Here is a 20,581-nt window from a genome sequence, read left to right on the forward strand (position 1 = left end):
ACGATAATAGAGGCAAGCCAATCATTAGGGATAGGTGAATCGGTATTGAGGCGTTGGGTGAAGCAGTTGCGACAGGAACGAATAGGAATCGTCCCGCAAGCAAAGGAATAAAGAAACTCAGCCAATCTGAAGGTGTACCCTTCGGACTATTGATTAACATCTCCCGTGTTCTTGGAAATAACACCACGATAAACATTATAAGTGCCAAGGCAGAGAAAATTTGCATCCAATCCATTTTATCCTCTTCATAAAAAAAGCCCCGGCATAGTCGGGGCTTTATATTCACTCAGCAATCCAGATTTAATCATCATTACCCATAATACCTAAGATCTGCAACAAGCTGATAAAGATATTAAAAATAGTCATATATAAACCGATAGTGGCTAACACATAATTGGTTTCCCCGCCATGGATGATACGACTTGTATCATATAAAATGAATCCACTCATAATTAAAATGACTGCTGCGGAAATTACTAATGACATAACCGGTATCTGTAGAAAAATATTAGCTAATGAAGCAAGCAAAATCAGTAGAAAACCGACCATTAAAAAACCACCCAGAAAATTAAAATCTTTTCGCGTAGCAAGTGCATATGCAGACAGACCCATAAATATTACACCTGTGCCCGCCAACGATAATGTAATAATGTTGCTGCCATTAGGTAATGATGCATACACTGTCAGTATCGGCCCTAACCCAAAGCCCAACAGACCTGTGATTAGGAAAACAATTCCTATCCCAGCCGGTGAATTGGCAAACCGGGGCAGCACAAACATCGCAATTAACATTCCACCAATCACCGAAATCAAATATGTCATCTGGGGCATATTCAAAAACATTGAAAGTGCTGCTGTGAAACCGCTGAATAACAATGTCAATGACAACAACATATAAGTATTACGCAATACTCTGCTGGTTGAGACTCCAGACGATGAACTACGCACAACTGTCGAATAGTTTTGATTCATTTGTTACGACCTCCATCTAAAATTAATACAAATCATTCTCGTGAATACTAAGACTAATATATCAAACATATGGTTCAAATTGCCGATGACATATTGTTTTCGACTAAAAATACACACTCTTAATAATAATCTGAATTCTAAATTTAAACAGTTTTAGATTTAGAAAGTGCAAAATTATAAACTAGAAAAAAGCCTCCCCGTTCGACCAACGTGATGTTGAGGCTGATCAAGCCCGCATCAAAATCTGCTGTGCCTGAATAATTAATATGTTTTTCTCCCAACAGAGAAAACGCACTGGCCATGCGGGAAAAATTCAATTCTTGAATGGTCTTGAATCGACCAAACTGGCGATACTGGGTCAGTATATTTTCTAATTGCTCATCATTTATCACTTGTTTAGTTTCAGGTGCCAAGTGAAGTAAAACAACCGATCTATCCCAGCTCGAAATTTCCTTTAGAATTTGAGTAATTGCAGGCTCTGCGCTCCGGCTATAATGATCTCTTTCTCGACCTGTATAAAAAAACAACATGATAGCGAACGTTAAAAATGCGGCGACAATAATACGAAGCGTCTGAACTTGCATAATTACTCAAAAATAAATTTTTATTAATAACTATCTTCCCAGAGACTACTATTTCCGCCATTCTGTGGAATAGCAATACCAAAATGCCGATAAGTGGCAATAGTAGCTATACGTCCTCTAGGTGTACGTTTCAGGAATCCTTGCTGGATCAGATATGGTTCCAATACCTCTTCAATCGTATCACGTTCCTCGCTGATAGCAGCAGCGAGATTATCAATGCCTACCGGGCCGCCATTGAATTTTTCCATTATCGTCAACAGCAGCTTTTGGTCCATCATATCCAATCCGACCAAATCGACATCCAACATTCTCAAAGCTTCATCAGCCACCGGACGAGTAACGTGCCCATCAACTTTAACTTCAGCAAAGTCACGAACCCGGCGTAACAATCGATTGACTATCCGGGGAGTACCGCGCGAACGCCGCGCAATCTCAAAAGCACCCTCCGATGATATTGTTACATTTAATAATCGCGCAGAGCGAGTGACTATTTTGCTGAGTTCACCAGGTGAATAAAACTCGAGGCGCGATACGATTCCAAAACGATCACGCAAGGGGTTGGTGAGCATACCGGCGCGGGTTGTAGCTCCGACTAAGGTAAAGGGCGGCAAATCAAGTTTCACAGATCTTGCTGCTGGACCCTCACCAATCATAATATCTAATTGATAATCCTCGAGTGCCGGATAGAGAATTTCCTCCACCACTGGAGATAACCGGTGAATTTCGTCGATAAACAAAACATCATTAGGTTCAAGATTAGTCAATAATGCTGCCAAATCACCGGGGCGCTCGAGAACTGGGCCAGAAGTCTGACGTAAGCTCACGCCCATTTCCCGGGAAATAATATGAGCCAGTGTGGTCTTTCCCAATCCTGGCGGACCAAACAGCAGAACATGATCGAGAGCTTCATGACGATTTTTTGCTGCTTTAATAAAAATCTGCAATTGCGCAAGAATTTTTTCCTGACCGATATATTCGTCGAATTGCTTGGGACGTAATGCGCGCTCAAACACATCTTCCTGTGAAGACGAAGAAACTGCGGTCATTAGTCGATCAGTCTCTATCATGGAATCCCTTGAATCTCATTGTTTATTATTTTTCTTTAGATAATAATTGCAGGGCTTGTCGAATACCATCTGATAACGACCCATTCACAGTAACGTTTTTGACCGCCCAGTCAGCTTCACGTTCACTATAACCCAATGATAATAGAGCATTAATTATGTCATCCGAGTTTGTGATGGGGATTGGTGATTGACTCAGCCCCCTGACTGCAGAGCTTAATTTATCGCGTAATTCCAGCAGCAGGCGTTCGGCGGTTTTTTTTCCAATCCCCGGTACTTTAATAAGCCTCGCACTATCTTGCGAAACTACCGCCTGATGCAGATCAGAAACGCTTAAACCGGAGAGGAGGGCCAATGCCGTTCTTGCGCCAATCCCAGAAATTTTCACCAATATGCGGAACGTTTGCCGTTCTGATTCCGTTAAAAAACCGAACAGCAAATGCATATCCTCACGAATGACGAGGTGCGTATAGAGCGCGACTGAAACTCCCGTTTCGGGAAGGTCATAAAATGTACTCATGGGCACATCGATCTCATAGCCCACTCCTTGCACATCCAATACTACCTGTGGAGGGTGTTTTTCACGCAATATCCCTGCCAACCGACCAATCATACTAACCGCCCCCGCTTCATACGATAACCGGTTAATGGAATTCTCCCCAAATTCAATCCATTATGTGCATGGCAGATCGCACATGCTAAAGCATCTGAAGCATCCGCACGCGGACTATCCATTAAGTTCAGCAAACGCACCACCATGTCTTGCACTTGGTTTTTTTTTGCATGACCATTACCAACCACGGCTTGTTTGATTTGCAATGCAGTATATTCTGCTATTATCAGATTTTGCTTAACTGCAGCACATATCGCTGCACCACGGGCCTGTCCTAGCAAGAGCGTTGATTTAGGATTGATATTAACAAACACCTGCTCAATTGCCACATATTCAGGTCGATATTCGGTAATAATTTCATCCAAGCCATCTAAAATCACTTTAAGTCGATCAGGTAAGGTACCTTCGGAAGTTTTAATACAGCCACTACCAATGTAGAATAAACTGCCCTCTGTATGATCAATCACACCAAATCCCGTGATCCGCAGCCCAGGATCTATACCGAGAATACGAATTTTACCCCCCGTACATACAACAGAATTTATTCGTCCAGCACGGCATTAGTGTATACATTCTGAACATCATCAAGATTTTCCAAGGCATCAATTAATTTTTGCATCTTTATTACGTCATCACCGGTCAATACAGCTTCATTGCTTGGTTTCATAGTAACTTCCGTCAATTCCGCTTTAAAACCTGCTTTTTCTAAGGCTTCCTTGATTCTTATAAATTCGTAAGGTGCAGTAATCACTTCAATGCTGCCATCATCATTAGTCACAACATCTTCTGCTCCAGCATCTAATGCCGCTTCCATAAGGCTATCTTCATTGGTGCCGGGTTCGAAGATCAGTTGCCCACAATGCTTGAATAAAAAATTGACGGAACCATCCGTTCCTAAATTCCCCCCATATTTAGTGAAAGCATGCCGCACATCAGCAACAGTACGAACTCGATTATCCGTCATGCAATCAACCATGACTGCTGCACCGGCTATTCCATACCCCTCATAGCGAATCTCTTCATAATCAACGCCTTCTAGTTCACCACTTCCACGTTTAATTGCACGTTCAACATTATCTTTTGGCATGTTCTGATCATATGCCTTGTCAACAGCCAACCGCAAACGCGGGTTACTGCTAATATCACTGCCCCCCATTCGAGCAGCCACAGTGATTTCCTTGATTAGTCGAGTAAAAACTTTTCCGCGCTTGGCATCCTGCGCAGCTTTCTTATGCTTAATATTAGCCCATTTGCTATGACCTGCCATATTTCAATTACCCTTTCTTAAGCCAACGTATACCAATAGTTGATATCAGAAGTATACAAGCTTTTCAACGATAATCAGCTCTTGTATTTCTTAATTCTGAATCAAAGCCTCTGGTCAAGTCAGAATCATCTCGATAGATAGATTTGACATTATTCGACTGTTACCGCTTTAGCTAGATTTCTCGGTTTATCGACATCCGTTCTTTTCTCCAATGCGACATGATAGGCTAGAAACTGCAAAGGAATGGTATGAAGAATTGGACTGAGTAAACCAGCATGTTCGGCTAATCGAATGGCGTGCAAGTTTTTACTTTCCGTAATGTGAGAATCAGCATCTGCAAATACATAGAGCTCCCCCCCGCGCGCATGTACTTCTTGCAAATTGGACTTGAGTTTTCCAAGCAATTGATCATTAGGTGCAATCGCAACGATTGGCATTTCGCTATCAACTAGCGCTAACGGTCCATGCTTCAACTCACCTGCTGCATATGCCTCAGCATGAATATAAGAGATTTCCTTGAGCTTCAGGGCGCCTTCCATGGCAATCGGATAATGAACGCCACGCCCCAGAAACAATGCATGTCTTTTCTGGGCAAAATTTCTGGCCCAGTTCTTGACTTGCGACTCTACTTGTAAAACATTATGTAACGCAAGAGGTAAATGTCTTAGCGCCGCAATCATTTTTTTCTCATCCTCTGGGGATAGATGGCGGCGGATTTTTGCAAGTGTTACAGCCAGCAACAAGAGTGAAGCAAGTTGTGTCGTAAAAGCTTTGGTTGACGCCACGCCAATTTCTGGGCCTGCTCGAGTTAGAAATCGCAACGTGGTCTGACGTATCAATGCGCTTTCTGGAACGTTACAAATTGCCAAGCTGTAAAGATGACCTAATTTTCTTGCGTAACTCAGCGCCGCTAACGTATCTGCGGTCTCGCCCGATTGAGAAATTCCGATGACTAGCGTATCGGGATCGGCAATAGGGTCACGATAACGGTATTCGCTGGCTATCTCGACATTACAGGGTAAGCCGGCAACACTTTCCATCCAGTATCTAGCTACCAAGCCAGCATGATAGCTGGTTCCACACGCGATGATCAGAACTTGATTGATGCGTGAAAAAATTTTTTCTGCTTCATTGCCAAATAAATTAGCCGAAATTGATTGGGCGTTGAATACCATTTCAAGTGTATTTGCGACTGCACTCGGTTGCTCGAATATTTCTTTTTGCATGAAATGAGCATAGGGACCCAATTCAATTGCTTCATTCGAAATACTACTTTCGTGCACAATACGATCAACCGCCTCGCCCGTTTGTTTATGCAAACAATTGACGATGCGGTATTCCTGGCTATTTATTTCAGCGACATCGCCTTCTTCCAGATAAATAATATTGCGAGTAGTCTTTAGCAATGCTGAGGAATCCGATGCCACGTAATTCCCATCTTTTCCTACACCGATCAACAAAGGCGCACCATTTCTTGCTACAACAATCCGCTCCGGATGAGTTTCTTCCATGACAGCAATCGCATAAGCGCCCTGAAGCTCAGCTATCGAAAGACACACGGCTTGCATCAAATCAGTCGCCTGCTTCAGCTTGAAAGCAATTAAATGTGCGATGACTTCGGTATCGGTATCCGAAGTGAATATGTAGCCTTGTTTCTTGAGAAAAATACGTATGTCTTCATGATTTTCGATGATGCCGTTATGAACGACAGCTATTCGTAATTCTTCTCCTGAAAAATGAGGATGAGCATTGCGTTCAGAAGGCTCTCCATGTGTTGCCCAGCGCGTGTGTGCAATGCCTGCCAGCCCAGATGTTTTCTGTTCTGCAGCAAGTTTTCGTAATTCAGTTACTCGCCCCGTCGTACGCAATCGATGCAAGCCATCATTGGTTACCACCAATCCTGCCGAATCATAACCTCTGTACTCTAGACGCAACAATCCCTCTAAGAGAACAGGTACTATGTTTACTTTCGCAATTGCCCCAACTATTCCGCACATCTCAACTTCTCCCTTATACAGCGAGTTTTCTCACTCAATGACGTTGGAATTTTATTTTTTAGATTTTGTTGGACGTTTCCAATCAGAAACGCTCACTTGCTTAGCTCGCGACAAAGTCAACGCATCTTCGGGCGTATCTTTTGTAATCGTCGATCCCGCTCCAATAGTAGAACCTTTAGAAACTCTGACGGGTGCGACAAGCTGTGTATCGGATCCGATGAACACATCATCTTCTATGATGGTTCGATGCTTATTTGCGCCATCATAATTGCAGGTAATGGTTCCTGCACCGATATTGACTCTCTCTCCAACCTCGGAGTCCCCAATATAACTTAGGTGATTAGCTTTACTTCCAGCAGCTATGTGGCTATTCTTCACTTCAACAAAATTACCGATATGCACTTTATCCAGAAGCATAGTGCCAGGACGAATTCTTGCAAAAGGACCAATCTTACAGCTTGCTCCTATCTCGGTATCTTCAATGACACTGCAGGGAGCAATCTGCGTTCCTGCTGCAACAATAACATTTTTCAAAATGCAATGGGAACTTACATGCACGCCATCGCCCAGCTTGACAATCCCTTCAAAAATACAATCAACATCAATTGTGACATCTGATCCACAAGTCAACTCACCTCGCACATCAATCCGCGCCGGGTCCATTAAAGTAACACCTTGATCCAATAATTTATTTGCATATTCTTTTTGATAAATTCGTTCCAGTTCGGCAAGTTGAGTTTTATTATTGACGCCCATGATCTCCCAGAAATTGTCAGGCTGAACTGATTTAACAGTTATGCCTTGGCTTGCAGCAATCTCAATGAGATCTGTCAAATAATATTCCCCTTGCGCATTTTTATTATTAATTTTTGATAACCACTCATGCAAATAACGATTGGGAATTGCCATAATTCCCGTATTAATTTCACATATATTTTGTTGTTCTTGGCTGGCGTCTTTTTGTTCGATGATTCCCGTAATCACGCCTGTCTCAGCATTTCGTAAAATTCGACCATAACCACTTGGGTTTTCCATGGTGGATGTAAGTAATGCGCAATGTTTATCTTCTACAGCATCCAGCAATTTCTTGAGAGTATCAGCCTTAATTAGTGGAACATCACCGTACAGTATCAGAGTTAAGCCCTCTGGATCGAGATGGGATTGTGCCTGCATGACAGCATGCCCCGTGCCAAGCTGATGTTCTTGTACAACCCATGTCAGATCGGCCATGGGGATTGCTTGTTTAATTTTTTCCCCGCCATGCCCTATTACTGTGCATATTTTATGAGGCATTAGCGAACTGACCGTTTTAATGATATGAAGAAGTAAAGGCATGCCCGCCAATGGATGCAGAACTTTTGGCAGAGATGATTGCATGCGCTTTCCAACACCCGCCGCAAGAATTACGATATTCAGCTTTGTCACAATAGTAGTTTCCTTCTGGTAAAAATAGATGGGTTAATCAATTTCTTAGAAGTACACAATCATTTGTATAAATCTCATTGTTTATAGATATTCTTCCAAAACAATGATTAATCTTTATCGAAGAATTTTTCAGAGCCGGTAATATTTGATTCCTAGCAAAGTCAATATCTTTTGTATAAATGAAAAAAGGCGACATATCGCATGTCGCCTTTTTAATTTTGGAACAATTAATGTCCCCGCTTTCTCAATTTATCAATTGCCGCCAATTGTGCCATCGCTTCGATCAACTCAGCTTGCGCTTTAGCATAATCCAATTCGGATTCACGATTTTGCATAGCCTCCTCTGCAACTCGTTTGGCTTCTAATGCTTTCACTTCATCAAGATCATGGCTGCGTACGGCAGTATCTGCCAGAATTGTGACAACATCCGGCTGAACTTCCAGCATACCGCCTGACACATAAATTAACTCTTCTTCTTTCAATTGTGCCTTAACGCGAACCATCCCAGACTTAATCTTCGTCAGCATAGGAGTATGACGGGGATAAATACCTACTTCTCCCATTTGCGCTGGTGCAACTAAAAATTCCACTGGTCCAGAATAAATAGACTCTTCGGCACTTACGATATCAAGATGAAAAATGGTGCCCATCACAATTATTCCTCTGATTATTGAAGAGTTTTAGATTTTTCCACAGCTTCTTCGATACTACCGACCATATAAAATGCCTGCTCAGGTAGTTCATCATATTCACCTTCAACAATACCTTTAAATCCTTTGATAGTATCCTTGAGAGAGACATATTTTCCAGGAGATCCAGTAAAGACCTCTGCAACATTAAAAGGTTGCGACAGGAAGCGTTGAATTTTACGGGCCCGGCTTACAACCAATTTATCTTCGGGTGAAAGTTCATCCATTCCCAAAATAGCGATAATGTCTCTCAATTCTTTATATCGTTGCAAAGTTTGCTGTACAGCCCGAGCGGTATTATAGTGATCTTCACCTACAACTTGTGGATCAAGTTGACGGGAAGTGGAATCTAAAGGATCTACGGCTGGATAAATTCCCAGTGAAGCAATATCACGTGACAACACGACCGTCGCATCCAAGTGACCAAAGGTAGTTGCTGGCGATGGATCAGTTAAATCGTCCGCCGGCACATAGACTGCTTGAATCGAAGTAATAGAACCTGTCTTCGTAGAAGTAATACGCTCTTGCAGTCTTCCCATCTCCTCAGCAAGGGTAGGCTGATATCCCACCGCAGACGGCATACGACCCAACAATGCAGATACTTCGGTTCCTGCTAAGGTGTATCGATAAATGTTATCGACAAAGAACAACACGTCACGCCCCTCATCACGAAATGATTCAGCCATGGTCAAACCGGTAAGTGCTACGCGAAGACGATTACCGGGCGGTTCATTCATTTGACCATACACGAGAGCGACCTTATCAAGAACTTTAGAGTCTTTCATCTCATGATAAAAGTCATTACCTTCACGCGTACGTTCTCCTACGCCTGCAAAAACTGAGTAGCCGCTGTGCTCAATCGCAATATTACGAATCAATTCCATCATATTGACAGTTTTACCGACTCCAGCGCCGCCAAAAAGCCCAACCTTTCCACCCTTAGCAAACGGACAAATCAAATCGATCACTTTGATTCCGGTTTCCAACAATTCAGTCGATGCCGATAACTCATCAAAAGCAGGTGCTTCACGATGAATCGACATATGCTGCTCGGCTCCAATATCACCCATTTCATCAATTGGACGACCCAATACATCCATGATTCTTCCCAATGTCTTCGTTCCTACCGGCACTGAAATTTGTTTACCAGTATTCTGGACGATCATTCCCCGACGTAACCCATCGGAAGATCCCAGTGCAATAGTGCGGACAACGCCATCACCAAGCTGTTGTTGCACTTCTAGCGTTAGATCTGATCCTTCCATAACCAATGCATCATAAACTTTTGGGAGGGATTCGCGCGCAAACTCCACATCAATCACTGCACCAATACACTGAACAATTTTTCCTTGACTCATCGTTGTTCCCTAAACTTATATACAAAAATTTTAAACGGCCGCAGCACCACCGACAATTTCAGACAATTCTTTGGTAATTGCGGCTTGTCGTGATTTGTTATAAATCAACGTTAATTCATCAATAACACTGCCGGCATTATCTGATGCTGCTTTCATAGCTACCATACGCGCAGATTGTTCGGATGCCATATTCTCAGTAACCGCCTGATAGATTAATGCTTCCACATAACGCACCATAATATCATCAATGACTGGTTTCGCTTCTGGCTCGTAAATATAATCCCAGGTAGTTTTAGGTTTATCACTACCCGATTCATCACTATGCATGCGTTCATCAGTCAACGGAAGCAATTGCTCCATGACAGGCTCTTGTTTCATGGTATTGATAAAACGATTATAGAAAACATATACACGATCGAATTGATCATTGGTATAACCATCTAATACCACTTTAACTGCACCTATCAGTCTTGACATGTCAGGCGTATCGCCTAAAGCCACCACTTGAGAAATGACATTCGCGCCAATTCGGCTCATGAAGCCCAAACCTTTGTTACCGATACAGCACACTTCGATTTGTTCGCCTTCTGATTGCCAATTCTTCATCTGAGTAAGAGCTCTACGCAAGATATTGGTATTTAATCCACCACAAAGTCCTTTATCCGACGTCACGATGATAATACCCACACGCTTGACTGTATCCCGAGCGATCAAAAAAGGATGTCGATACTCAGTATTAGCCCGGCTCATGTGAGCTGCCACATTACGTATTTTCTCCCCGTAGGGACGGGCCTTTTTCATGCGATCCTGAGCTTTACGCATTTTTGATGCCGCCACCATTTCCATGGCACGCGTTATCTTTTGCGTATTCTTTACGCTCTTGATTTTATTCCGGATTTCTCTGCTGCCAGCCATTTGCTTAGTATGTTCCGTTTTGCTTGAATTCTTGAATTGCTGCTGTCAACTCTTTTTCGGTTTCAGCATCCAATTCCTTACTTTTCTCAATTTTATCCAATATGGCACCGTGCTGACTGCGTATATAGCTTTTCAATGCGGATTCAAATGCTAATGCACGATTTACTTCAACATCATCAAAGTAGCCATTGTTGATTGCAAAAAGTGTGAGCGCCATTTCTGAAACGCTAAGCGTTGCATACTGGGGCTGCTTCATCAATTCTGTTGCCATCTTTCCGCGTTCAAGCTGTTTACGGGTTGCTTCGTCCAAATCCGAAGCAAATTGTGCAAATGCTGCCAATTCCCGATATTGAGCTAATGCCAAGCGTATGCCACCACCAAGTTTCTTGATTACCTTAGTTTGTGCAGCACCTCCTACACGTGAAACCGAAACACCAGCATTGATCGCAGGTCGAATCCCTGCATTAAACAAACCGGTTTCAAGAAATATTTGCCCGTCAGTAATTGAAATTACGTTGGTTGGAACGAAAGCGGTCACGTCACCAGCCTGTGTTTCAATAATCGGCAGAGCCGTCAAAGATCCAGTTTTTCCTTTTACAGCGCCGTCGGTAGCTTTTTCGACATATGCAGCGCTTACTCGCGCTGCTCTCTCTAGTAAACGAGAATGAAGATAAAAAACATCACCGGGATAAGCCTCTCGACCCGGTGGACGTCTCAATAACAGAGAAATTTGCCTATAAGCCCATGCTTGCTTGGTCAAATCATCGTAAACGATCAGTGCGTCCTGACCTTTGTCGCGAAAATATTCCCCCATCGTACAGCCTGAATACGGAGCAATAAATTGCATAGCAGCGGATTCTGATGCTGTTGCTGCCACGACGATGGTATATTCCATCGCACCATGTTCTTCCAATTTGCGAACCACGTTAGCTATCGAGGATGCTTTTTGGCCGACCGCAACATAGATACAAAGCATGTTTTGGCCTTTTTGATTAAGAATTGCATCAATGGCCACTGCAGTTTTTCCTGTTTGACGATCACCGATAATCAATTCCCTCTGGCCACGTCCAATTGGAACCATGGAATCCACTGATTTGAGCCCAGTTTGAACCGGTTGATCAACTGACTGCCGCCAAATAACCCCTGGAGCAATTTTTTCGATAGGCTCAGATTTTGCTGCTGTAATCGGGCCTTTACCATCAATGGGCTGCCCTAGCGAATTTACTACGCGACCGAGCAATCCTTCACCTACCGGTACTTCAAGAATGCGACCAGTGCACTTGACCGTGTCGCCCTCACGAATATGCTCATAAGCACCCATGATCACGGCCCCCACTGAATCTCTCTCAAGATTCAAAGCCAAACCATAAGTATTTCCAGGGAACTCCAACATCTCGCCCTGCATAACATCTGATAAGCCATGAATACGCACAATGCCATCTGTCACCGAAACAATGGTGCCTTGTGTACGAACCTCTGCTGTATCAACAAGTCCTTCTATCCTTTTTTTAATCAGTTCACTGATTTCGGATGGATTTAACTGCATTTTTTAACTCCTAGCTTTTAAGGGCAATGGCCATGGCTTCTAATTTACCGCGCACCGAGGCATCAAGAATCTCATCACCAATTTCAACTTTTACACCGCCAATTAACTCTGGATCCACACTCACCCGAGCCTCTATTTTGCGCTTAAACTTTTGTTCGAGATCGTCTACCAATTTTCTAAGCTGCTTTCCTTCTAAGGCAAAAGCGCTCACTATCTTGGCTTCTAACACCCCTTCATGCTGGGCTTTTAATTGCTCGAAGAGTTGACTAATCTGTGGCAATACCTGCATTCGTTTATTATCTGCCAATAGCATCAATAGATTACGAGCCTCTGAATTAAATTTACTCTTGCCGATCTCAAGAAATATTTCTCCCAATTGCTTCGCCGTAACCACAGGATTACCTACCAGCAATTTGAATTCGCCACTCTCGGCAATCATTGCGGCAAGTTGCAACATTTTTGACCATTGAGATAGTTCATTACTGGCCGCAGCATGCTTATACACTGCCTCAGCATAAGGTCTAGCAACTGTAATCGCTTCAGCCATTATTTCAAGTCTTCCTCAATTGAAGCTAATATATCTGCATGCGCCTTGGCATCGACTTCACGCCGCAAGATTTTAGCAGCGCCCGCCACTGCCAATTGCGCAGCATGTTGGCGCAGCGCTTCTTTGGCGCTAAACATTTCATGCTCTATATCCGCTTTGGCACCGGCAACTATTCGATCCCCTTCTTCTTTTGCGGTTCGCTTGGCTTCTTCAACTACTTCCGTTGCTCGCTTTTCTGCTTGCAGAATGATCTCGGAAGCACGTTGCTTAGCTTCTTTCAAAACATCAGACGAGCGTTGACTTGCCAGTTCTAACTCATGACGACCTCGCTCACCAGCAGCTAACCCATCAGCTATAGTTTTTTGGCGATCTTCAATCGCTCGCAATAAGGGTGGCCAAACAAACTTAATCGTGAACCAAATAAACACCGAGAAGGCTATCGCCTGAGAAATTAAAGTAAAGTTAATATTCATGACAAGCCTGTAAAATCTGATCTATACAACAGCAATAAAACATTATTATTGAATTACTGCCAGCAATGGATTGCCGAAAGCAAACAACATAGCCAATCCTACAGCAATAATGAATGACGCATCAGTCAAACCAAGTAAAAGAAATACCTTGCCTTGCAAAGTTGGAATCATCTCAGGTTGGCGAGCCGCTCCTTCTAGAAAACGACTGCACATCACACCCACACCAATACATGCTCCTGCCGCACCTAGACCGATCATCAAACCAATGCCAATCCCGGTGTACGCCTGAATCATTGCCAAAAACTGCAAATTCTCCATTATAATTTCCCTTTATCAAGATTAATAATATACAACAAAAAGAAGCTTTTAAAACTCAGTGAGATTCATGAGCCATTGAGATATAAACCACTGTTAGCATCATAAAAATGAATGCCTGCAGCGTTACGATCAATATGTGAAATATTGCCCATCCAGCACCGAGAATAGAACCAAAGATTGTGCCGGATATCCCTGTTGCCGCCCACATACCTAGCAACAAGAAAATTATCTCCCCAGCATAAATATTCCCGAATAGACGCAGCGAATGCGATAGCGGTTTAGAGACATACTCGATGAAGTTGAATAGTAGATTCAAAATCCACAGCAATGGATTACTTCCAAATGGCGTACAAAAAAGCTCATGCAACCAACCCCCGAGTCCTTTCACTTTCACATTAAAGAACAGCATCAAAAACCATATCGAAAGCGCCAAAGCAAATGTAGTATTGACATCGGTAGTTGGCACAATCTTCCAGTTATGCAAGCCGAATCCATGCTCCAGAATCCACGCCATGATGTCGATCGGCAGAATATCCATTGCATTCATCATCAGCACCCAGATAAAAACCGTCAATGCCGCAGGAGCGACAAACGCATGCCGATTACCATGAAAAGTATTTTTCACCTCATTATCTATGAATTCTACAGCGAGCTCGACAAATGCTTGTCTTTTTGAAGGCACACCTGGTGTAGCCTTACGCACTACTAGCCAAATAAAGCCGAGACTGATGACACCTAAAATTATAGATGTTATCAAAGTATCAACATGCAAAACCCAAAATGAACCTTCGCCGACTTGCGCTGTTAAATAAGTGAGATGATGATCAATATAGGATGTTGGAGTGAGTTCTGTTCCTGATGCCATGCGCTTCCCGATTACTTATATGAATTAGCTTTTCTTTGTATCATCTGTTACCAACAAGGCCAAGCTATGAATCAAAACAATAAAAATGAATGTTCCTACGAAAACTATTGCATTCACGCTCGCATAAAATTTGAATACTACCCATAACAAGCCTATCGTTAGTATTATTTTTACCGCTTCAGCTCGTAAAGCCAACCTAACTGTATCACTGGCTATGTATCCTATTTTACTGGATACGATGATTGCAAAGGCGGCTGATGACGCTACACTAACAGCTCCGCCCAATATCGCCGACATGCCACTATGCACATCAAAAAAAATCAGAAAAAATCCTGCTATTACGATAGTAATAAGGCTTTGTATACGCAGAACAATATAAAGTGGTCTATTTTTTATCCAAGACACATTACTTGATTTTTCTGCTAGAGCAGTCTTTCAGACTGTATTTCTGCACGCTTAAAAAAGCGCGTATGTTAGCCCAATTAACTTATTGAGTCAATGAATGGAAACTGGCGTGATTTTAAGGAGCAATCCGGGATTAAGATAGCTTATTGAAATAAAAATGATCTCATTTGAATGAGAAAGAGAGAGATATACAAAGAAAAGGAATAGTTACTGATCAATTCATGCATATATTTCTCTTATGTGATAGACAAGTGTTTTATATTTGATGAAAAATCTGTGTTTTTAACTTCTGCTCCGGCGATCTTAATTTGCAATCTAAGTTCGTTCATAGAATCGGCATTTCTTAACGCGTCTTCGTAACTGATTTTCCCTGTTTCATAAAGCTCGAATAGGGCGGTATCGAAAGTCTGCATACCCATTTCGCGAGATTTTTTCATGATCTCTTTAATTTCGTGAACATTACCCTTGAAAATCAGATCCGCTATCAACGGAGAATTCAGTAGCACTTCAATTGCCGCTACGCGGCCCTGACCATCTTTGGCAGGAATCAATCGCTGCGCTACTAATGCTCTTAAATTCAACGACAAGTCCATCAGCAACTGCGTACGTCGCTCTTCCGGGAAAAAGTTGATGATACGATCAAGAGCTTGATTTGCACTATTTGCGTGCAGTGTTCCCATACAAAGATGGCCTGTTTCAGCAAAGGCAATCGCATGCTCCATCGTTTCACGGTCTCGAATTTCCCCGATCAAGATGACATCCGGTGCTTGTCGCAGAGTATTTTTTAATGCCGCTTCCCACGAGTCCGTATCCACGCCTACTTCGCGCTGAGTAATTACACAATTGATATGCTCATGCACATACTCTACTGGGTCTTCAATCGTGATGATATGACCGTAACTATTTCTGTTCCTATGACCGATGAGTGCTGCCATTGACGTCGATTTTCCAGAACCGGTTCCACCGACAAAAATCACCAATCCTCGTTTGCTCATTACCACTTCCTTCAGCACTTGCGGCAACCCCAAATCATCAAACTCCGGAATTTTTGTTGTGATGGTTCGAAGCACTATACCTACGCGCTGCTGCTGAACGAAGGCATTTACACGAAAACGCCCAATTCCGGGCGGATTAATTGCAAAATTGGCTTCTTTGCGGGTTTCGAATTCTGTGCATTGACCCTCATTCATAATGGCTTTCGCCAGCATTTCGGTATGCTGTGCTGTCAGCGTTTGCTGCGAAACCGGCGTCATTTTTCCATCTATTTTCATTGCAGGCGGAAAACCCGCTGTTATAAACAGATCTGATGCTTTCTTGCTGAGCATCAAACGCAGCAGATCGCACATAAATTTCATCGCTTGTTCTTTATCCATTGCGCACCTCTAAATTCTGATTGATCTGAATCTTTTATCTGAAATTATCTTTATTCATGGCTTTACTTCTTGCTTCTGCGACTGAGATGACGTTACGTTTTACCAAATCAGTCAGATTCTGATCCAGTGTTTGCATGCCAACCCCTTGACCTGTTTGAATCGCTGAATACATTTGCGCCACCTTTGCCTCACGGATCAAATTACGAATAGCCGGCGTGCCGATCATTATTTCATGCGCTGCCACACGCCCCTTGCCGTCTTTTGTTTTCAATAAAGCTTGAGAAATCACGGCACGCAGCGACTCCGACAGCATAGCCCGCATCATTTCTTTCTCTTCTGCCGGAAACACATCGATAATACGGTCAATAGTTTTAGCTGCTGAGCTGGTGTGCAACGTCCCAAACACCAAATGACCCGTTTCTGCTGCAGTCATTGCCAAGCGAATCGTTTCCAGATCACGCATTTCGCCCACTAAAATGATGTCCGGATCCTCACGTAATGCCGAGCGAAGCGCATTGGAAAAACTCAGGGTATCTCTTCCTATTTCGCGCTGATTAATCAAGCATTTCTTACTTTCATGCACAAACTCAATGGGATCTTCCAACGTGAGGATATGACCATACTCATTTTCATTAATATCATTGATCATGGCAGCCAATGTGGTTGATTTTCCTGATCCAGTAGGTCCTGTCACCAATACGACGCCGCGAGGCTGCTTAGCAATTTCAGCGAATATCTTGGGAGCCTTGATATCTTCCAAACTGAGCACTTTGGACGGAATCGTCCGCATCACAGCCGCAGCACCGCGCTGTGTACTGAATGCATTCACACGAAAACGGGCAAGATTGGGAACTGCAAAAGAAAAATCACATTCCAGATGTTCTTCATAGAATTTTCTTTGACTATCATTCATGATGTCATAGATCATTTCATGCACTTCCTTATGATTCATTTCGGGCAAATTGATGCGCCGAATTTCACCATGAACACGAATCATCGGAGGCATACCCGCAGATAAATGCAAATCTGATGCGCTATTTTTTACCACGAAAGCCAACAGCTCCAATATGTTCATTATGATGCCCTCTTGAGACAATTTAGTGGTATTGCTAATGCGAGAAAAATATCTAGAAATACAAGCTTCGAGTTAACCAACTCCAACTTGCTAACGGGACAAGGAAATAAAAATTAAGGGTAAATTTATCAAACGAAGCACTATGTGAGACAGAAAAGATCATTCACTCTTTTCAGTCAAAGAAATAATGCACTTGAAGTTTTATCGATTTCGATTGCTTTACAGGGCGCTGTACCGATCTCTATTCAGCATAGCCATATAGGACGACGCATGTTCTTATTGCCAAGGAAAATTCACAGTAATGATCGCGAGAAATTCTGAAAAGAGGGATCGTCAAACATCGCAGATGAGCGCGATAAAAGCAGAATTTTGAGTTTGACTCCCCATATGTCTGAGCGTAGCATCTCTTCCGACACCATTCGCTTATTTGGAAACAAGAGCTTGATATTTAGCTCGTAACTCCTCTTTGCTCTCAATCTTATCAGGATTGATAATGATGCAATCGACAGGGCATACCTCAACACACTGAGGTTCATTGTAGTGTCCCACACATTCTGTGCATAAATTCGGATCGATCAAGTAGATTTCTTCACCTTGCGAAATGGCTCCGTTAGGGCACTCTGGTTCACACACATCGCAATTGATACATTCGTCGGTAATAATCAGTGCCATCTTGTTATCTCACAAACCTATCTTATAACTATTTTTTGCAGTTTTTCAGCAACCAAAGGTTGGACAAAAGTTTCAACATTCCCTCCCAGCGATGCGATCTCACGAACGATTGTGGCAGAGATGAACATATATTGCTCGGATGGCGTCATAAATAATGTCTCCACATCGGGGTACATTCCGCGGTTCATGCCAGCCATCTGAAATTCATACTCAAAATCCGAAACCGCACGTAAGCCGCGCAGAATAATTCGCGCATTCTGCTGTTGCAGAAAATTCATCAACAAACCTGAAAATGGCATGATCTTGACGTTCTCGCAATCCATTAAAACTTTCTGCGCCATATCGACCCGTTCCTCGATGGAGAAAAATGGCTTTTTACCACTATTGATAGCCACAGCTACGATGACCTGATCAAACAGACGCGAGGCACGACGCACCAGATCTTCATGTCCGCGCGTGACGGGGTCGAAAGTACCGGGGTAAACCACTTTATCCATGCGATACTAACTCCAGAAGCTGATAACAGACTTTGCCAGCTCTGCCGCTACGAGTCACATTCCACGCTTTATCAGAACACCCATTCCCTTGTGTTTCGATATAAACCGTCCCATCCTTCTCAAGATGAACTGGCAGTAATGGCAGCAATGTCGGCAACAATTCCAGACGGTAAGGCGGATCAAGAAAAATCAGATCAAATTGCCGCACATCGGATTGCAGAAAAGCCAGGGCATTCATCTTAAGCAACTCAACTTGAATCGCCGACAACCTTGTTTTATTTTCTCGAAGCGCAGCATAAGCACGTGCATCATCCTCCACCATCACAACTCGCTTCGCTCCCCGGGACGCAGCTTCGAACCCCAAGGCACCACTACCCGCAAATAAATCGAGGCAATTTAAACCGCTCAGGTCCTGCCCCAACCAATTGAATACCGTTTCCCGAATTCTATTCGCAGTTGGTCTTAAGTCCGAATAATCCGGGAAAGTCAGCAAACGACTGCGCCATTCGCCTCCAATAATGCGAACCTTGCCTCGAGTTGACACCATCATGCTTCAAAAATTCATTGATCAAGAGCACCCACTATGACAGCGACCATGCCATCCGGTTGGATACGCCGCTGAAAAGCATCTCGAATCTGCTCGACCGTCACTGCCTCAACCGCTGTCAAATAATCATCCAAGTACGTCAGCGGTAAATTATAAAAACCAATCATGGAGAGATATCCGAGGATCTTACTATTACTGTCGATACGCAATGGAAAACCGCCAATGATATTTTTTTTGGCCGCGATCAATTCCTCTGCTGTAGGCCCTTCCTTCACAAAATCTCTGAGCACCTTCAGCGTAAGTGAAAATGCATCCTCAGATTGTTCTTTCTTGGTCTGTAAGCCGATCAAAAACGGCCCTTGTTCTTTGAATGGGGAAAAATAACTGCTGACACTGTACGCCAAGCCACGCTGTTGACGAACCTCTTCCATCAAACGCGAAACGAACCCACCGCCTCCAAGAATATGATTGCCCACTAATAGCGGAAAATAATCGGGATCAATCCGACGCAATCCCGGATAAGCCAATTGAATATGACTTTGGGTTGCTGGATGCGAAATCCTTCTTATGCCTGCGACAGGAGCTTGAACGGTTGGAATTGTCACTTGACGTGATCCAGAAGGTAAATCCTCCGTCAGGGACTTAACGATAGTTTCCGCCTCACTTCGGCTTACATCGCCAATGATCGCAATCACCACTTGATTAGTCACATAATTTGATTTATAGAAATCAAGTAAATCTTGTCGCTGCAATGAACTGACGGTGTCAATTTCCCCTATTTCGTTGAGTCCATAAGGATGATCACCATAGAGCATTTTCGTGAGCTCTTGATCAGCAATATAATCCGGTTTCGTGCTCGATTCCTTGATTCCGGCCACGATTCTGGCTTTCTCGCGCGCCAATACCGTCGGTGAAAATTCAGGATGTTGAATGATGCGGGCCAGAACATCGAGCGCTTGTTTACGTTCACGATCGCTGCTCAAGGTGCGCAAAGAAATGCCGGCACGGTCGCGATCGAAGTGACCATGGATTTGGGCGCCCACATCGACCAATGCAGTAGTAATCTGATCCTCGGTCAAACCGCCAGCCCCCAGGCTGAGCATGTGTCGCACCAGATTGGCACAACCTGATTTGTTGATCACATCCCTACCACTGCCGGCGGCGAACTCGACGCTGATATCCAATATCGGCAAATCATGATTCTCGACAAAATATACGCGTGCACCAGCCGGTGTTTGCCAAAATTGAATAGGCAAAGAAGCCCATACCCATTGCGAACAAACACTGAACAATACGGCACATATCAACCGATTAATCTGCACTCACACCTCCTGCACATACACTTCAAAAACCACATCCAATCAGTCACATTACCTCAA

General features: G+C 43.3%; 24 protein-coding genes. All 24 read right to left on the bottom strand.

All coding sequences use genetic code 11. The features are described from left to right. Positions 1 to 286, bottom strand: a 286-nt coding sequence (locus tag ABF87_RS14740) for a hypothetical protein (protein ID WP_205012655.1), incomplete at its 3' end; no start/stop codon positions are given. Between the two features lie 14 nt (positions 287 to 300). After that, positions 301 to 972 carry a Bax inhibitor-1/YccA family protein gene (locus tag ABF87_RS03630; RefSeq protein ID WP_160827778.1) on the bottom strand — a complete coding sequence of 224 codons (672 nt, stop codon included), beginning with the start codon at positions 970 to 972 and terminating at the stop codon, positions 301 to 303. Between the two features lie 143 nt (positions 973 to 1,115). After that, positions 1,116 to 1,556 (bottom strand): hypothetical protein, encoded by a 441-nt coding sequence (locus tag ABF87_RS03635; protein WP_160827779.1) that lies wholly within the window; start codon positions 1,554 to 1,556, stop codon positions 1,116 to 1,118. Between the two features lie 23 nt (positions 1,557 to 1,579). Next, complete coding sequence (gene ruvB / locus ABF87_RS03640) at positions 1,580 to 2,623, bottom strand: Holliday junction branch migration DNA helicase RuvB (protein WP_160827780.1); 1,044 nt, start codon at positions 2,621 to 2,623, stop codon at positions 1,580 to 1,582. A 25-nt stretch (positions 2,624 to 2,648) separates the two neighbouring features. Next, complete coding sequence (gene ruvA, locus ABF87_RS03645) at positions 2,649 to 3,233, bottom strand: Holliday junction branch migration protein RuvA (protein ID WP_160827781.1); 585 nt, start codon at positions 3,231 to 3,233, stop codon at positions 2,649 to 2,651. Then, positions 3,230 to 3,748, bottom strand: coding sequence for a crossover junction endodeoxyribonuclease RuvC (gene ruvC / locus ABF87_RS03650; protein ID WP_160827972.1), 519 nt, complete (start codon positions 3,746 to 3,748; stop codon positions 3,230 to 3,232). Before ruvC ends, ruvA begins: the two co-directional genes overlap by 4 nt. 26 nt (positions 3,749 to 3,774) lie before the next feature. Next, positions 3,775 to 4,500 (bottom strand): YebC/PmpR family DNA-binding transcriptional regulator, encoded by a 726-nt coding sequence (locus ABF87_RS03655; RefSeq protein WP_160827782.1) that lies wholly within the window; start codon positions 4,498 to 4,500, stop codon positions 3,775 to 3,777. A gap of 149 nt (positions 4,501 to 4,649) precedes the next feature. Further along, complete coding sequence (glmS, locus tag ABF87_RS03660) at positions 4,650 to 6,497, bottom strand: glutamine--fructose-6-phosphate transaminase (isomerizing) (protein WP_160827783.1); 1,848 nt, start codon at positions 6,495 to 6,497, stop codon at positions 4,650 to 4,652. Between the two features lie 51 nt (positions 6,498 to 6,548). Next, positions 6,549 to 7,922 carry a bifunctional UDP-N-acetylglucosamine diphosphorylase/glucosamine-1-phosphate N-acetyltransferase GlmU gene (gene glmU / locus ABF87_RS03665; RefSeq protein ID WP_345789869.1) on the bottom strand — a complete coding sequence of 458 codons (1,374 nt, stop codon included), beginning with the start codon at positions 7,920 to 7,922 and terminating at the stop codon, positions 6,549 to 6,551. 227 nt (positions 7,923 to 8,149) lie between these two features. Then, on the bottom strand, positions 8,150 to 8,572 hold the full coding sequence (locus ABF87_RS03670) for a F0F1 ATP synthase subunit epsilon (protein ID WP_160827784.1): 423 nt from the start codon (positions 8,570 to 8,572) through the stop codon (positions 8,150 to 8,152). Between the two features lie 17 nt (positions 8,573 to 8,589). Then, positions 8,590 to 9,969, bottom strand: coding sequence for a F0F1 ATP synthase subunit beta (gene atpD / locus ABF87_RS03675; RefSeq protein ID WP_160827785.1), 1,380 nt, complete (start codon positions 9,967 to 9,969; stop codon positions 8,590 to 8,592). Positions 9,970 to 9,999: 30 nt separating this feature from the next. After that, a complete protein-coding gene (atpG, locus tag ABF87_RS03680; RefSeq protein WP_160827786.1) occupies positions 10,000 to 10,884 on the bottom strand; it encodes a F0F1 ATP synthase subunit gamma in 885 nt (294 codons plus the stop codon). A 4-nt stretch (positions 10,885 to 10,888) separates the two neighbouring features. After that, a complete protein-coding gene (gene atpA / locus ABF87_RS03685) occupies positions 10,889 to 12,430 on the bottom strand; it encodes a F0F1 ATP synthase subunit alpha (protein ID WP_160827787.1) in 1,542 nt (513 codons plus the stop codon). A 10-nt stretch (positions 12,431 to 12,440) separates the two neighbouring features. Beyond that, on the bottom strand, positions 12,441 to 12,977 hold the full coding sequence (locus ABF87_RS03690) for a F0F1 ATP synthase subunit delta (RefSeq protein WP_160827788.1): 537 nt from the start codon (positions 12,975 to 12,977) through the stop codon (positions 12,441 to 12,443). After that, positions 12,977 to 13,450, bottom strand: a complete 474-nt coding sequence (locus ABF87_RS03695) for a F0F1 ATP synthase subunit B (RefSeq protein WP_160827789.1) — start codon at positions 13,448 to 13,450, stop codon at positions 12,977 to 12,979. The genes ABF87_RS03690 and ABF87_RS03695 overlap by 1 nt, the downstream gene beginning before the upstream one ends. A gap of 45 nt (positions 13,451 to 13,495) precedes the next feature. Further along, the gene (gene atpE / locus ABF87_RS03700; RefSeq protein WP_046848906.1) at positions 13,496 to 13,768 is read right to left on the bottom strand and encodes a F0F1 ATP synthase subunit C; all 273 of its coding nucleotides are present in this window, start codon (positions 13,766 to 13,768) and stop codon (positions 13,496 to 13,498) included. A 55-nt stretch (positions 13,769 to 13,823) separates the two neighbouring features. After that, positions 13,824 to 14,633 carry a F0F1 ATP synthase subunit A gene (atpB, locus tag ABF87_RS03705; protein WP_160827790.1) on the bottom strand — a complete coding sequence of 270 codons (810 nt, stop codon included), beginning with the start codon at positions 14,631 to 14,633 and terminating at the stop codon, positions 13,824 to 13,826. A 24-nt stretch (positions 14,634 to 14,657) separates the two neighbouring features. Continuing rightward, a complete protein-coding gene (locus ABF87_RS03710; protein WP_160827791.1) occupies positions 14,658 to 15,038 on the bottom strand; it encodes an ATP synthase subunit I in 381 nt (126 codons plus the stop codon). A 236-nt stretch (positions 15,039 to 15,274) separates the two neighbouring features. Further along, on the bottom strand, positions 15,275 to 16,411 hold the full coding sequence (locus tag ABF87_RS03715; protein ID WP_160827792.1) for a PilT/PilU family type 4a pilus ATPase: 1,137 nt from the start codon (positions 16,409 to 16,411) through the stop codon (positions 15,275 to 15,277). A 34-nt stretch (positions 16,412 to 16,445) separates the two neighbouring features. Further along, a complete protein-coding gene (locus ABF87_RS03720; RefSeq protein WP_160827793.1) occupies positions 16,446 to 17,486 on the bottom strand; it encodes a type IV pilus twitching motility protein PilT in 1,041 nt (346 codons plus the stop codon). Positions 17,487 to 17,909: 423 nt separating this feature from the next. Continuing rightward, positions 17,910 to 18,158, bottom strand: coding sequence for a YfhL family 4Fe-4S dicluster ferredoxin (locus tag ABF87_RS03725; protein ID WP_160827794.1), 249 nt, complete (start codon positions 18,156 to 18,158; stop codon positions 17,910 to 17,912). Positions 18,159 to 18,175: 17 nt separating this feature from the next. Beyond that, positions 18,176 to 18,655: a pantetheine-phosphate adenylyltransferase gene (gene coaD, locus ABF87_RS03730; protein ID WP_160827795.1), complete on the bottom strand. Its 480-nt coding sequence runs from the start codon at positions 18,653 to 18,655 to the stop codon at positions 18,176 to 18,178. Beyond that, positions 18,648 to 19,205, bottom strand: coding sequence for a 16S rRNA (guanine(966)-N(2))-methyltransferase RsmD (rsmD, locus tag ABF87_RS03735; RefSeq protein WP_345789870.1), 558 nt, complete (start codon positions 19,203 to 19,205; stop codon positions 18,648 to 18,650). Before rsmD ends, coaD begins: the two co-directional genes overlap by 8 nt. A gap of 11 nt (positions 19,206 to 19,216) precedes the next feature. Continuing rightward, a complete protein-coding gene (locus ABF87_RS03740; protein ID WP_160827796.1) occupies positions 19,217 to 20,524 on the bottom strand; it encodes a pitrilysin family protein in 1,308 nt (435 codons plus the stop codon). Positions 20,525 to 20,581 lie beyond the last annotated feature (57 nt).

This window comes from Nitrosomonas sp. JL21 (assembly GCF_009833095.1).
Classification (GTDB): domain Bacteria; phylum Pseudomonadota; class Gammaproteobacteria; order Burkholderiales; family Nitrosomonadaceae; genus Nitrosomonas.

What these genes read in the sequence shown, in the direction of transcription:
- ABF87_RS03630 (WP_160827778.1), bottom strand. Translation starts at nt 972, where the DNA reads ATGAATCAAAACTATTCGACAGTTGTGCGTAGTTCATCGTCTGGAGTC.
- ABF87_RS03635 (WP_160827779.1), bottom strand. Translation starts at nt 1,556, where the DNA reads ATGCAAGTTCAGACGCTTCGTATTATTGTCGCCGCATTTTTAACGTTC.
- ruvB (WP_160827780.1), bottom strand. Translation starts at nt 2,623, where the DNA reads ATGATAGAGACTGATCGACTAATGACCGCAGTTTCTTCGTCTTCACAG.
- ruvA (WP_160827781.1), bottom strand. Translation starts at nt 3,233, where the DNA reads ATGATTGGTCGGTTGGCAGGGATATTGCGTGAAAAACACCCTCCACAG.
- ABF87_RS03655 (WP_160827782.1), bottom strand. Translation starts at nt 4,500, where the DNA reads ATGGCAGGTCATAGCAAATGGGCTAATATTAAGCATAAGAAAGCTGCG.
- glmS (WP_160827783.1), bottom strand. Translation starts at nt 6,497, where the DNA reads ATGTGCGGAATAGTTGGGGCAATTGCGAAAGTAAACATAGTACCTGTT.
- ABF87_RS03670 (WP_160827784.1), bottom strand. Translation starts at nt 8,572, where the DNA reads ATGGGCACCATTTTTCATCTTGATATCGTAAGTGCCGAAGAGTCTATT.
- atpD (WP_160827785.1), bottom strand. Translation starts at nt 9,969, where the DNA reads ATGAGTCAAGGAAAAATTGTTCAGTGTATTGGTGCAGTGATTGATGTG.
- atpG (WP_160827786.1), bottom strand. Translation starts at nt 10,884, where the DNA reads ATGGCTGGCAGCAGAGAAATCCGGAATAAAATCAAGAGCGTAAAGAAT.
- atpA (WP_160827787.1), bottom strand. Translation starts at nt 12,430, where the DNA reads ATGCAGTTAAATCCATCCGAAATCAGTGAACTGATTAAAAAAAGGATA.
- ABF87_RS03690 (WP_160827788.1), bottom strand. Translation starts at nt 12,977, where the DNA reads ATGGCTGAAGCGATTACAGTTGCTAGACCTTATGCTGAGGCAGTGTAT.
- ABF87_RS03695 (WP_160827789.1), bottom strand. Translation starts at nt 13,450, where the DNA reads ATGAATATTAACTTTACTTTAATTTCTCAGGCGATAGCCTTCTCGGTG.
- atpE (WP_046848906.1), bottom strand. Translation starts at nt 13,768, where the DNA reads ATGGAGAATTTGCAGTTTTTGGCAATGATTCAGGCGTACACCGGGATT.
- atpB (WP_160827790.1), bottom strand. Translation starts at nt 14,633, where the DNA reads ATGGCATCAGGAACAGAACTCACTCCAACATCCTATATTGATCATCAT.
- ABF87_RS03715 (WP_160827792.1), bottom strand. Translation starts at nt 16,411, where the DNA reads ATGGATAAAGAACAAGCGATGAAATTTATGTGCGATCTGCTGCGTTTG.
- ABF87_RS03720 (WP_160827793.1), bottom strand. Translation starts at nt 17,486, where the DNA reads ATGAACATATTGGAGCTGTTGGCTTTCGTGGTAAAAAATAGCGCATCA.
- ABF87_RS03725 (WP_160827794.1), bottom strand. Translation starts at nt 18,158, where the DNA reads ATGGCACTGATTATTACCGACGAATGTATCAATTGCGATGTGTGTGAA.
- coaD (WP_160827795.1), bottom strand. Translation starts at nt 18,655, where the DNA reads ATGGATAAAGTGGTTTACCCCGGTACTTTCGACCCCGTCACGCGCGGA.
- rsmD (WP_345789870.1), bottom strand. Translation starts at nt 19,205, where the DNA reads ATGATGGTGTCAACTCGAGGCAAGGTTCGCATTATTGGAGGCGAATGG.